Annotated in this window: 10 protein-coding genes and 1 tRNA gene; 2 read left to right on the top strand and 9 right to left on the bottom strand. The window is 72.2% G+C overall.

Annotated features, from left to right (window positions below; all coding sequences use genetic code 11):
• Positions 1-22: 22 nt before the first annotated feature.
• Positions 23-604 carry a LemA family protein gene (locus JSX79_RS03225; protein WP_070416768.1) on the bottom strand — a complete coding sequence of 194 codons (582 nt, stop codon included), beginning with the start codon at positions 602-604 and terminating at the stop codon, positions 23-25.
• 238 nt (positions 605-842) lie between these two features.
• Between JSX79_RS03225 and JSX79_RS03220 the strand changes: the two genes are divergently transcribed.
• Together JSX79_RS03220 and JSX79_RS03215 are read left to right on the top strand one after the other, a co-directional pair.
• Positions 843-3,230, top strand: coding sequence for an Ig-like domain-containing protein (locus JSX79_RS03220; RefSeq protein WP_229085144.1), 2,388 nt, complete (start codon positions 843-845; stop codon positions 3,228-3,230).
• Positions 3,231-3,375: 145 nt separating this feature from the next.
• Entirely contained in the window at positions 3,376-5,049 is a 1,674-nt protein-coding gene (locus JSX79_RS03215) for a class I adenylate-forming enzyme family protein (RefSeq protein ID WP_229085143.1), read from the top strand.
• 85 nt (positions 5,050-5,134) lie between these two features.
• Here JSX79_RS03215 and JSX79_RS03210 read toward each other — a convergent pair whose 3' ends face one another.
• From JSX79_RS03210 to JSX79_RS03175, 8 genes are all read right to left on the bottom strand, one after another.
• Positions 5,135-6,475: a threonine/serine exporter family protein gene (locus tag JSX79_RS03210; RefSeq protein WP_083403181.1), complete on the bottom strand. Its 1,341-nt coding sequence runs from the start codon at positions 6,473-6,475 to the stop codon at positions 5,135-5,137.
• 42 nt (positions 6,476-6,517) lie between these two features.
• A tRNA-Leu gene (locus tag JSX79_RS03205) sits at positions 6,518-6,591 on the bottom strand.
• 72 nt (positions 6,592-6,663) lie between these two features.
• Complete coding sequence (locus tag JSX79_RS03200; RefSeq protein ID WP_070416771.1) at positions 6,664-8,151, bottom strand: NAD(P)/FAD-dependent oxidoreductase; 1,488 nt, start codon at positions 8,149-8,151, stop codon at positions 6,664-6,666.
• A gap of 43 nt (positions 8,152-8,194) precedes the next feature.
• On the bottom strand, positions 8,195-8,743 hold the full coding sequence (locus JSX79_RS03195; RefSeq protein WP_229085142.1) for a DUF501 domain-containing protein: 549 nt from the start codon (positions 8,741-8,743) through the stop codon (positions 8,195-8,197).
• Between the two features lie 35 nt (positions 8,744-8,778).
• Positions 8,779-9,312, bottom strand: a complete 534-nt coding sequence (locus JSX79_RS03190; protein ID WP_070416773.1) for a septum formation initiator family protein — start codon at positions 9,310-9,312, stop codon at positions 8,779-8,781.
• A 300-nt stretch (positions 9,313-9,612) separates the two neighbouring features.
• Positions 9,613-10,896 (bottom strand): phosphopyruvate hydratase, encoded by a 1,284-nt coding sequence (gene eno, locus JSX79_RS03185; RefSeq protein ID WP_071294716.1) that lies wholly within the window; start codon positions 10,894-10,896, stop codon positions 9,613-9,615.
• A 98-nt stretch (positions 10,897-10,994) separates the two neighbouring features.
• Entirely contained in the window at positions 10,995-12,239 is a 1,245-nt protein-coding gene (gene hisS, locus JSX79_RS03180) for a histidine--tRNA ligase (RefSeq protein WP_229085141.1), read from the bottom strand.
• A gap of 311 nt (positions 12,240-12,550) precedes the next feature.
• Complete coding sequence (locus tag JSX79_RS03175; RefSeq protein ID WP_229085140.1) at positions 12,551-12,703, bottom strand: hypothetical protein; 153 nt, start codon at positions 12,701-12,703, stop codon at positions 12,551-12,553.
• Positions 12,704-12,892 lie beyond the last annotated feature (189 nt).

Below are 12,892 nucleotides of genomic sequence, written 5' to 3'. Positions count from 1 at the left end.
GTCGCAGCCGTCGCCGGGCGGGTCAGAACTGGACGCGCGGCGGTTCGGCGATCGCCGCGGGCTCGGCGGTCTCGAAGAACGACGCCTCGGTGAAGCCGCGGCTCTTCGCGAACGACGAGTTCGGGAAGACCCGGATCTTGGTGTTCAGCTCGCGGACGCCGCCGTTGTAGAAGCGACGGGCGGACTGGATCTTGTCCTCGGTGTCGACGAGTTCGGACTGCAGCTGCAGGAAGTTCTGGCTGGACTGCAGCTGCGGGTACCCCTCGGCCACCGCGAACACGCTCTTCAGCGCCTTCTGCATGTGCCCCTCGGCCGTGGAGGCGCTCGAGGCGTCCCCGGCGCTGAGCGTCTCGGCGCGGGCCTTCGTCACGGCCTCGAACACGGACTTCTCGTGCGTGGCGTAGCCCTTCACCGTCTCGACGATCGTCGGGATGAGGTCGGCGCGGCGCTTGAGCTGCACGGAGATGTCACTCCACGCCTCGTCGACGCGGACCTTCAGCGTGACGAGCGAGTTGTACGTGACCCACAGGTAGATCCCCACGACGACGAGGAGGACCACCACCACTCCGACGACGATCAGCGTCGTGATGAGTCCGGTGTCCATGAGGGCGTACTCCTTTGCGCGTCGGGATCGCGGTGTGACGGGGCCGTCGGGCCTGCGTCACGGCCGAGGACGATTGTATCGACCAGCGGGGTGCCCTCTCGTCCACGGCCCCGGTTCACGGGCGATTCCCGAGTCGCACACACCGCGCGCTCGGGCTGCTCGGCGTGTCGCTCGGTCCACGGACATCATCCGATCGACGTATTGACCCGAGCGGCTCGATCACGTGGGATGGACTCGGATGAACGCGCGCGGGGAGAACGTGGACGACCGGGCTGTCGGGGGCGACGGCCCCGTTCGCCGAACCCGGATCACGCTGGCCGTCGCCGCGGGGGCCGCCCTCGTCGTGGGCCTGCTCGCCCTCGCCGTGGCGCCGGCCACCGCCGTCACGTCCGCAACAGTGATGTCCACCGCTGCTGCCGCTGCGGACCCCGGTCCGGGCACGACACCCACCCCCACGCCAGCGCCCCAGGACCACCTGACCCCGGCACCCCCGACCACGTCGCCGAGCCGGCCTCCGGTGCGCCCGTCGATCGACGACCCCGGCGACATCACCAGCGGGACCGTGCGCTTCAGCGGCAGGGGCACCCCCGGGCACGCCCTGCGGGTCACCGGTCCGGCGTCGACCGGGTCGACCGGGTGCACCGCGACCGTCCACGACGACGGTGCCTGGGCCTGCCTCGCGACCGTCCGGAGCGGACCGCAGCAGGTCTTCACCGTGGCGGACCAGAGCTTCCCCGGGCTCGGCTCGGCGCGCACCCCGGCGTCCGACGTCATCGTCCCGCCGGTCGTCACCACCGCACGGCCCACGAACGGTCCGGTGACCGGCACCGGACACGCCGGGTCGACCGTCACGCTCTCGGTGTCCGGGTCGTCGACGGACCGGACCGCCACGGTCGGTGCCGACGGCCGGTGGACGGTGTCCCTGCGCGGCGGCACCCCGGGCGGCGACGCACGGCTCTCCGTCACCGCCACGCAGACCGCGAGCACGGCCGACGGGTACCGGTCCGACCTGCGGAGCGCCGCGTCGACCCCGGTGACCGTGACGCTCGACCGGACCGCGCCGACGGCACCGCGCATCACCGCGCCCGGGTCCGGCGACCGCGTGCGCGTCCAGCCCCTGACCGTCAGCGGGACGGGCGAGGCGGGCGCCGTGCTCACCGTCTACGTGGACCGTGCGCCCGTGTGCCGGACCGAGGTGCCCGCCTCCGGTCGGTGGTCCTGCACCACGGCCGGCTCGACGCTGGGCGCCGGCACCCGGGCGGTGACGGCGACGCAGCACGACGCCGCCGGCAACTTCTCGCCGACCTCGACGGCCGTCCGGGTCGTCGTCTCCCGTGCGTCGGCGGCGCCGGGCACGCCGGGTGGCGGGTCGACCGGCAGCGGCTCGCCGTCCGGGACCCCTGGTACCGGGACGGGCAGCACCGGCACGACGACGGGCCCGAACGCCCACGGCACCGCGACCGGCGGATCCACCGGCCCCGGCAGCGGTCCGGGCTCCGGTCCGGGTTCCGGTCCGGATTCCGGTCCGGATTCCGGTCCGGGTTCCGGTTCCGATGGAGGCGCCGGCGGCAGCACCGGCGCCGGCAGCGACAGCGGGTCCGGCACCACCACGGGCGGGCACGGCCGCGGGCTCGACTGGTCCGGCCCCGCCGGCGACTGGACCGCCTCCACCGCGTACGACACCACCGTGCCGACCATCCAGGCGGCGTTCTCGTGGCGCACCGTCCTCGTCGCCACGGCCGTCGCCGCCGGCTTCCTCGTGCTCATCGCGGGTCCGCTCGCACTCGTCGCCGGCGTCGCCCGGGGCCGGATCCGGTCGCCGTTCGCCGGACTCCTCGGTCGCAACCGCCCCCGTGACGAGCGACGCCGCGGCGAGGACGTGCTCCCGACCTGGGCCTCGATCACCGTCGCGGTGCTGGTCGTCGGGCTGTGCACGCTCCTCGGCGTCGGCATCTCCCTCGAGGCCCGCTACGTCCGCCTGGCGATCGCGGTCCTGCTCGGCGCGGCCGTCCTCACGACGACGATCGTCCTCGCCACCCGCTGGGCAGCCGGCACCGATCGCAGCACCATCGGGTTCCGGGTCTCCCCCTGGCTGGTGCTCGCCGCCCTCGTGGCGTGCGGCGTCACCCGGACCTTCGACCTCTCACCCGCCGTGATCGTCGGTGCCGTCCTCGTGCCGATCGGCCGACCGGACCTCGACACCCGGGCGCTCCGGCTCGGCTCCTCGATCGCTGCCGGCGCCCGCAGCGCCACCTGGCGGTCGATCGCGCTGCTCGTCGTGGCGGCGGCCGGCTGGGTCCTGCACTCCGTCACGCCGGGGTCCGGCTTCTGGGTGTCGTTCGTGTCCGAGTTCGCGATCACCCTGTGCGTCGGTGGCCTCGGCGCCGTCGTCGTGACGCTGCTGCCGGTGGCCGGGTCCGCCGGGCAGTCCCTGCTCGCGCGGTCCCGTGGTCGGTACGCCGCCATCGCCGCGGTCGCCGTCGCGTTGGCCGCCGCCGTGTACTCCGGATCCGGCGGAACGCACGTCTCCCCCGTCGCACTGGTGGTCGTCGCCGCGGTCTGCACCGCCGGAGCCGTCGCCGTCTGGTGCTGGCAGCGGGCGGCCCGGGTCGACCAGCGCGCCTGAACGTGGCACCGTCAGGGCCCGGATCGGGCTGCCGCCGAGGCTCGCTGCACGGATACGCTGACGAGCGGTGCGCGCGACACCACGAACGGAGCGCGCCGTACCACGGACGGTGCGTGCAGCACCACGACCGCTGCTGGGAGCGACGATGACCGAGACCCGATCCGACTACGACCCGACCCGCTTCCGCGACGTCTTCGAGCACAGCTACACGTACGCCAACGGCTTCGCCCGGAACACCCACCGCTTCGCCGGACGGCCGGCGCTCCGCGATCCCGACACCGACCGCTCGTGGACGTACGCCGAGCTCGGCGCCGACGTCGACCGCGTCGCCGGGTGGCTCGTGCGCCACGGGGTCGGTCGCGGCTCCGTGGTCATGGTCGAGCTGTTCAACTCCCCCGAGTTCGCGATCCTGTACCTGGCGGCCCACCGCATCGGCGCGGTGTTCTCCCCCACCAACTTCCGGCTCGCGTCGGACGAGGTCGCGTTCATCATCGAGGACTCCGCCCCCGTGGTCCTCGTCCACGACGCCGCCCGCTCGACCGACATCACGGCCGCGCTCGCCAGCTCCGACCACACGCCCGAGCACGTCGTCGTGGTCGGCGACGGAACCCGACCCGGCGACGTCGACTTCGCCGCGCTCCTCACCAGCGACCCCGTCACCGCCGACGAGCTCGCTGCGTCCGAGCCCCGCAGCACCTACGACGAGACGACGCGCCTGTACACGAGCGGCACGACCGGACGGCCGAAGCCCGTGCCGCTGCCGAGCCTCGTCGAGGTCCTCAGCGCCCACGACGTGATCATGCACTTCCCGCTGAGCCCGTTCGACAAGACCCTCAACATGTCGCCGCTCTTCCACCGCGGCGGTCTGTACTCCGGCGGCCCGAACCCGGTGTTCTACGTCGGCGCCGAACTCACCACGCTCCGGCACTTCGACGCCGACCGTGTGCTCGACCTGGTCGAGTCCGAGCAGCTGACGTTCCTCATCGGCGCCCCGCCGAACCTCGTGCAGCTCGCGAACGCCCAGGAGCAGCGGCCCCGCGACCTGTCCTCCCTCAACGGCATCGTGACGATGGGCGCACCGCTCGACCGGGCCGCGGCGCTCCGGTACCAGGAGCTCCTGTCGCCCCGCATCTTCAACGGCTACGGCACGACCGAGACCTTCTGGAACACCTTCCTCCGCCCCGAGGACTTCCCCGACGGTGCCGGCTCGACCGGCCGGGCCTCGACCGACGACGACGTCGCCGTGGTCCGCGTCTACGAGGACCGCCTCGCCGACCCGAGCGACACCGTGCCGAAGGACGGTTCGGAGATCGGCGAGTTCGCGGTCCGCACCGTGAAGTCCGGCTACTCGTACCGCAACCCCGGGCTCGAGGCCGAGAAGTTCGCGAACGGCTGGTTCTACCCGGGCGACCTCGCCACGTGGGACGAGCACGAGCGTGTGACGATCGTCGGGCGCAAGGACGACATGATCATCTCCGGTGGCGAGAACGTCCACCCCGTGCAGGTCGAGGCCGCACTGCAGGAGCACCCGGGCGTCGCCGACGCGATCGTGGTCGGCGTCCCCGACGAGCGCTGGGGCGAGGTCGTCACGGCGTACGTCGTCCGCGCGCCCGGGCGGCTGCCGGAGGACGAGGTCGAAGCCGCCGCCGCGCTCGAGGAGTGGACCGCGTCGCACCCCGGCCTCGCCCGCTACAAGCGGCCGCGGCTCTACCGGTTCGTCACCGAGCTGCCGTACAACGCCACGGGCAAGAAGGTGCACTACCTCGCGAAGGCGACGGCTGTGGACGACCAGGCTGCGGGGCGCCTGCTCGCGCCGTGACGGCCTGGAGGCGCGGTGCGGGCCGGCACCGCGCCTCCCGTCCCGCAGTGGGTCGCGACTGCCGCGCTCTCCGCGCTGCGCGCGTCTACTGGGTCGCGTCGACCCCGCGGTGCGGCGCGTTCCGCGCGAACAGCCCCGGCAGCAGGCCGCCGATCTTCGTGCCGATGCAGAGACTGACGAACGTCGCGAGCGGGTTCGCCAGCGCCTCCGGGTCGAACGTGGCGACCGCGACGAGCCCGACCGTCCCCGGCACGAGCAGCAGGAACGCCGGGAAGAACGAGACCGTCGCCGGGATCGCCGGCACCAGCCGCTCCAGCAGCCGCGTCGCGACGAACAGCAGCGCGGCGGTCGCACCGGTGGCGACGACGCTCCCCCACAGCGGCGTCGTCCCGCTCACCAGTGCGTAGGCGGTGACCATGACCGCGACGGACACGAGCGTGAGCCGCCACCCCGACCGGAAGACCAGGCCGAGGCCGACGGCCAGCCCGACCACCGCGACCCACGACACCCAGTAGGACGGCACGGCCTCCCACCCGCCGCGGTCCGTGCCGACGCCGGCGACCTCGCCGACGAGCGCCGCCGAGGACGGGTCGACGTGCAGCCCGGTCAGCGCGCTCCCCGACGCGATGCCCGCGGCCATGAACCCGAGCATGATGAGCCCCTGCACGAGCCGCGAGGACCCGGTCACGATGTCGGCCGCGGTGAGCTCGAGCAGGGCGTTGGTGATGAGGGCTCCCGGCACGAACACGGCCACGGGGGCGCACACGGCGAAGAGCGGGACGTGGTCGAACCCGGTGCCGGCGGCGACGAGCCCGACGATGGTCGTGGACACGAAGGCCGCGAGGAACGGGATGATCGCCACGGCCTCGCGGAAGCGACGGAGCACGAGCCCGATCACGCCGACGAGGGCTCCGACGGCCAGCGCCACGAGGATCGCCCACCACGGGCAGCGGAACACCACCGCGAGTCCGGCCGAGGTCAGGGCGTTGCCGAGGATCCACGGCAGTGCCGGCGGCGGGACGGTCCCGGCGCGGATCGCTCGGACCCGTGCGGGGATCTCGGCGAGGGCGATCGAACCGCTCTCGAGGCCGAGGACGAGCCGGTTCGCCCGGGCGGCCTGGCGGCTCGAGAGCTCGACGCCCTCGGCGTTGACGATGGTGGCGGCGCCGGTGGCGACCTCGCTCACCATGACGAGGGCGGGGAGGACCCCGACGGCGAGTGTCGGCCCGACCCCGGCGGCGTCGCGGGCCTTCTCGAGCGCCGAACGGACGTCGGTCACCGAGCTGCCGGCGTCGAGGAGGAGGGCGCCCAGCGTGCCGAGCAGCATGCCGGTGGGGACGGTCTCGCCGTCGACCACCTCGACGTGGGCCTCGGGTCGGCCGAGGGCGTTCCGCAGGTTCGCGAGCGCGCTTCCGAATCCGACCACCCGAGAATGGTAGCGGGGGCGGGGTTTCGTCCGTCGCCTCGGTACCCCCGGTGGGACTCGAACCCACAACTCGGCGATTTTAAGTCGCATGCCTCTACCGATTGGGCCACGGGGGCGGGCCGCAACAGCCTACCGACGAAGACGAGGCGGCCACCCCGTGGGGTGACCGCCTCGTCTGGAGCGTGTCGCTACTTGGCGTCCGCCTCGGCCTTCACCGGCTCGGCGTCGTTCGAGACGTCCTTCGCCGGCTCGCCGTACGCGGGACCGGCCGCACCGGCGGGCTTGCCCTCTTCCGGAGCGGTGGTCGGCTTCGACGCCTCGACCGGTGCCGCGGGGGCTTCGGCTGCGGGCTTCGGACGGGACGCGAACGCCTCGAACGCGGCGCGCGGGGTCTCGCGGTCGTCGAGCGACGCGATGTCGCGGCCGAGGAAGAAGCCACCGACCCAGTCGCCGATGACGCGCCACTTGCGCTCCCACGACGGCATCGCCAGGCCGTGGTAGCCGCGGTGGGCGCCCCAGGCCAGGAAGCCCTTCATGGCGAACTTGCCGGACTGGAAGACACCGATGCCGAGACCGAGGCCGGCGACGGCACCGAGGTTCTCGTGCTTGTAGTCGGTCGTCGCCTCGCCGCGGATCGTCGCGACGAGGTTCTTCGCGAGCTGCTTCGCCTGGCGGACGGCGTGCTGGGCGTTCGGCACGCAGAAGCCGCCGACGCCACCACCGGTGAGGTCCGGCACGGCCGCGACGTCACCACAGGCCCACGCGTCGGCGATCACGCCGTTGTCGTCGACCACGCGCAGGTCGGGCTGCACGCGGATGCGGCCACGCTGCTCGAGCGGGAGGTCCGTGCCCTTGACCATCGGGTTCGCCATGACACCGGCGGTCCAGATGATGAGGTCGGACTCGATCTTCTCGATCGCGCCGTCGTTGGTCTTGAGCTCGCAGACGCCGCCGACCGCCGAGGCCAGCTGCGTCTCGAGGTGCACCGTGGCGCCGCGCTGCGCGAGGTTCTTGAGCACCCAGTGCGACGTCTCGAGCGACACCTCGGGCATGATGCGGCCCATCGCCTCGACGAGGTGGAAGTGCGTGTCGTCGAACGACAGCTCGGGGTAGCTCTTGAGCAGGTCGGAGACGAACGAACGGAGCTCGGCGAACACCTCGATGCCGGCGAAGCCACCACCGACGACGACGACGGTCAGCAGGCGATCACGCTCCGGGCCGGCCGGCAGGGTCGCTGCCTTGTGGAAGTTCGTGAGGATCTTGTCGCGGATCGCCGCGGCCTCTTCGATCGTCTTCAGACCGATCGCCTCGTCGGCGACGCCCGGGATCGGGAAGGTACGCGAGACCGCACCCGCGGTCATGACGATCTGGTCGTAGGACTCCTCCCACGCCTCGCCCTCGGCCGGGGTGATCGTCGCCGTCTTGCTGGCGTGGTCGACCTTCGTGACCTTGGCGGTGACGACGCGCGTCTTCTTGAGGTGACGGCGGTGGGAGACGACGGCGTGACGCGGCTCGATGGAACCGGCGGCGACCTCGGGGAGGAACGGCTGGTACGTCATGTACGGCAGCGGGTCGACCATGACGACCTCGGCTTCGCCCTGACGAAGGTGCTTCTCGAGCTTCCAGGCGGTGTAGAAGCCGGCGTAACCGCCGCCGACGACGAGGATCTTGGGCACGGTGGATGATCTCCTTGGAGTGGGGTGGTTGCCGGGAGGCTGGTCAGAATTCGCCGCCACCCGCCCCGACTCCGGCGTCTGCTCCCTCATCATACGCCCGGCACTCACACCGGGCGGGCGACCAGCTCACGCGCTCGAGCGCGAGGTCGCCGATGGGGTTGACGCCGGGTCCGGCGGCGAGGGCGTGGCCGACGAGGGCGTGCAGGCACTTCACGCGGGTGGGCATGCCACCGGCGGTGATGCCGTCGATCTCGTCGACGTGCTCGATCGACTCGCGATCGGCGAGGTAGGACTCGTGCGCCGCGCGGTACTGCTCGGCGACGGTCGGGTCCTCGAGCAGGGCTGCCAGCTCGGGCATGACCTGGTTGGCCTCGAGGGTGCTGACCGCAGCGGTGGCCGCGGGATGGCACAGGTAGTACAGCGTCGGGAACGGGGTGCCGTTCGACAGCCGGGGCTTCGTGGACACGACGGTGGGGTTGCCACAGACGCAGCGAGCAGCGATCCCGATGACGTCACGCGCCGGTCGGCCGAGCTGCGCCGAGACGACCTGGATGTCGCGTTCGGAGGGCGGGTCGAAGGGAGGGGTCGTCACGGGTACGTGAGCCTACCGGAGTCCCGCGCGTCGTCCTACTTCGTGTCGCCGGTGCCGGAGACGTCCGGTGCGACGAGCTGCTGCGTGGTCTCGTCGGTGAGCCCCGAGGTCAGCACCGACGACAGCATCGCCTGCACCCAGTCGACCTTCGGCGTCTGCACCGTCGAACTCACGGGCGTGCCGGAATCGGTCGTCGGCGTCGACTCGGCCTTGCGGTTCTCGCTGCCCATCACGAGGTAACTTTCCTCGCCCGGGTACACGTAGAGCAGTCGGTCCCGGGCCTGCGCCTCGATGTACGCGGGGTCGTCCCAGCGCGCGACGTCCTTCTTCTTCTGGGCGACGTCGGCCTTCTGGCTCGCGACCTCGCGCTGCTGCTGGGCGATCTGCTCCTGCTGCTGGATCAGGGTCCGGAGTGACGGTGCGAGCACGACGACGAACAGCACGATGATGGCCAACATGAGCAGGCTGAACCCGGAGAACCGGATCGAGCGGTACCACGGCTGCTCGGACGAGCCGCCCTCGGGCAGCGCCACGGGGACGCGGCGGACACGGGGCTTCTGGCTGGGCACGGTCCGACGATAACCCGCCGGCGGGCCTGCTGGCGGTCGGCACGCGGCCGTTCGGCGCCCTCTCAGCGGGCGATCCAGGAGGCGCGGCGCACCCCCGGAACGCTGCCAGCGCCCGGCACGCGGTCGCGCAACACGCCGCGGGCGGTCCGCTGAGGTCGCACGATCGGTCGCCCGCGTCCGGCTGAGGCGGCAGTTCGTGCGACCTCGACGGTCGGCGCTCGGCATGCCGTGCGACCTCGGCGCCCGAACGACGAGACGCCGCCCTCCCGAGGGAGGACGGCGTCTCGCAGAGGCGCTGGGTTACAGGGAAGCCGAGCGCGGGAAGGCCGAGCGGCCCGCGTAGACCGCGGCGTCGCCGAGCTCTTCCTCGATGCGGAGCAACTGGTTGTACTTCGCGACACGGTCCGAGCGGGCCGGGGCGCCGGTCTTGATCTGACCACCGTCGACCGCGACCGCGATGTCCGCGATCGTGGTGTCCTCGGTCTCGCCGGAGCGGTGCGACAGGATCGCCGTCATGCCGTGGCGCTGCGCGAGGGAGACGGCGTCGAGGGTCTCGGTCAGGGTGCCGATCTGGTTCACCTTGACGAGGATCGAGTTCGCGGCCTTCTCGTCGATGCCCCGCTGCAGGCGCGTCGGGTTCGTGACGAACAGGTCGTCACCGACGATCTGCACCTTGTCGCCGAGCTCGGCGGTCAGGTGCGACCAGCCGGCCCAGTCGTCCTCGGCGAGCGGGTCCTCGATCGTTGCGAGCGGGTAGTCGCGGACGAGCTCGGCGAAGTAGGCCGTGAACTCCTCGCCGGAGAGCTGCTTGCCCTCGAACGCGTACTTGCCGTCGTGGAAGAACTCGGTGGAGGCGACGTCGAGGCCGAGCGCGATGTCCTTGCCCGGCGTGAAGCCGGCCTTCTCGATCGCGGCGAGCAGGAAGTCCAGCGCAGCGCGGTTGGACGCGAGCTCCGGGGCGAAGCCGCCCTCGTCGCCCAGGCCGGTCGCGAGACCCTGCTTCTTCAGCTCGCCCTTGAGCGCGTGGTAGGTCTCGACGCCCCAGCGGAGCGCCTCGGAGAAGGACTCGGCGCCGTAGGGCACGAGGAAGAACTCCTGGATGTCGACGTTGGTGTCGGCGTGCGCACCACCGTTGACGACGTTCATGAGCGGGACGGGCAGCGTGTGCGCGTTCGGGCCGCCGAGGTAGCGGAACAGCGGCAGGTCGGCCGAGTCGGCGGCCGCGCGTGCGACGGCGAGCGAGGCGCCGAGGATCGCGTTCGCACCGAGGCGCGACTTGTTCTCGGTGCCGTCGAGCTCGATGAGCGCGGCGTCGACGAGGCGCTGGTCGGTGGCGTCGAAGCCCTCGAGCGCCGGACCGATCTCGTCGAGGACCGCGTCGACGGCCTTGAGGACGCCCTTGCCGCCGTAGCGGGAAGCGTCTCCGTCACGGAGCTCGTACGCCTCGAACGCACCGGTGGAGGCGCCGGACGGGACGAGTGCGCGCGAGACGACCCCGTCGTCGAGCAGGACCTCGACCTCGACCGTCGGGTTGCCTCGGGAATCGAGGACTTCGCGTGCGCCTACGGCGTCGATCTGGGCCACGGGGTACTCCCTACACGTTCGGTTGTGGTGATTGCGGAGTCGATCCTAGCGAGGCGCGGGTGAACACGAGGCGTGCATGACGGGCGACTGTGGAGAACTCACGCCAGCGGGCGGAACTCCACACCCTCGAGCGACTGCGTGTCGGCACCCACGGAGGCGAACGCGTCGAAGCCCTGCGCGACGAGTCCCGCGAGCAGGTTCTTCATGTTCTTCGTGCGTCGCTCGAGCCGGACACGACGGTGCCCCTCGAGCGCTTCGGCCTTGAGCGCCGCGAGCCGGACCGGGTCGACGTCCTTGTCGTACACGAGCACGACGGCGTCGGACTCGGCGGACTCCGGGAGCGTGACGAGGTCGACGAGCCGCTCGAACCCGAGGGAGAACCCGACCGCGGGCACGTCCTGCCCGAGGAACCGGCCGATCATGCCGTCGTAGCGCCCGCCACCGCCGAGGCTGTAGCCGAAGTCGGGGTGCGCGACCTCGAAGATCGTGCCCGTGTAGTAGCCCATGCCACGGACGAGTGTCGGGTCGAAGCGCAGGTCGACGCCCGGGAGCGCCGAACGGAGCCGCTGCAGGTCCTCGAACGCGTCGGCATCGAGCCACGTGGCTCCCCCGACGGCGTCCCAGTCGGCGGTCTCGAGCGTGCGGATCGTGTCCTCGAGCCCGGGGAGCTCGACGCCGACGGTCTCGCGGAGCTCTGCCGCCACGCCGTCCGGCCCGATCTTGTCGAGCTTGTCGATCGTGATGAGCGCACGGTCGGCCGCGGTCGGGTCGGTGATCCCCCACGACCCGAGGAGCGCCAGGAGGATCCGGCGGTCGTTGATCCGGATCGTGGTGCCCTGGACCCCGAGCGCGTCGAGGGCAGCGGTCGTCGCCCGGATGAGTTCGATCTCGGCGAGCTGCCCGGGCTCACCGAGGATGTCGATGTCGCACTGCACGAACTGCCGGTAGCGCCCCTTCTGCGGGCGTTCGGCACGCCAGACCGGGGCGATCTGCACCGACCGGAACACCGACGGCAACTCGGCCCGGTGCGTGGCGTAGAAGCGCGCGAGGGGCACGGTGAGGTCGAACCGCAGCCCGAGGTCGGCGAGGTCGAGCGGCGCACCGGCGTGCTGCAGGTCCTCGGTGGAGAGCCCGCGCTTCATGACCGCGAACGCGAGCTTCTCGTTGTCGCCGCCGAGGCCCGAGTGCAGGCGGGCGGCGTCCTCGACGACCGGGGTCTCGATCTCGTCGAACCCGTGGCGCGCGTACACGTCGCGGATCACGCCCAGGACGTGCTCGCGCCGGGCCTTGTCTGCCGGGAGGAAGTCACGCATGCCACGGGGAGCCGTCACGGTCGGAGCCATGGGTCGATTCTGGCAGATCGACCTCCCCGGCTTGCACACGTTCCGACCGGCTGATATTCTTCATCCAGAACCTCGGTTCGACGGGTGCCTGATCCATCCGACGAACCGATCGCGTGGGCAACGTGCTGCAGTGTGCCCCGCGGTTCGAGTGGGCTGCTCCATCGGCACCGCATCCCTGGTGGTGCCGTCGGCCCACTCGCGGGCGTCCTCCTTTTTTCGGGTTGGGAGGACGCCCGCACTCCCCTCGCCCGCGCCCCCAGCTCCCCGCACCCGCACAGCGCACCCGCACCGATCGGGCGCGGCAGGTCGCCTCACTCTCCGACGCGGCCGGCCGACTCCAGCTCCGCGACCGCGGCACGCAGACTCGCGATCGGGTCGATCCCGGTGCCACGCGCCTCCGCGATCATCGCGAGCACGGCGGTCCCCCACCCGGCGTCCACGACGGCACCACCGGCGCCTTCCACCCGCACATCCTGACCAGGACCCGTGTCCGGAACCGCACCCGCGTCCGGAACCGCACCCGCGGCCCTCGATCGCGCCCCCGCACCCGCAGCACCGGCGTCCGGGACGCCACCCGCGCCTCCCGACCGCGCCCCCGCGCCCGCCGCCGCGACGACGGAGGCGGCGGCGGGCGCGGGGGCGCGGTCGGGAGG

Source organism: Curtobacterium sp. GD1, assembly GCF_020882855.1.
GTDB lineage: Bacteria > Actinomycetota > Actinomycetes > Actinomycetales > Microbacteriaceae > Curtobacterium.
The sequence above is the reverse complement of the archived record's forward strand: the minus strand, read 5'-3'. Positions and strand labels throughout refer to the sequence as shown.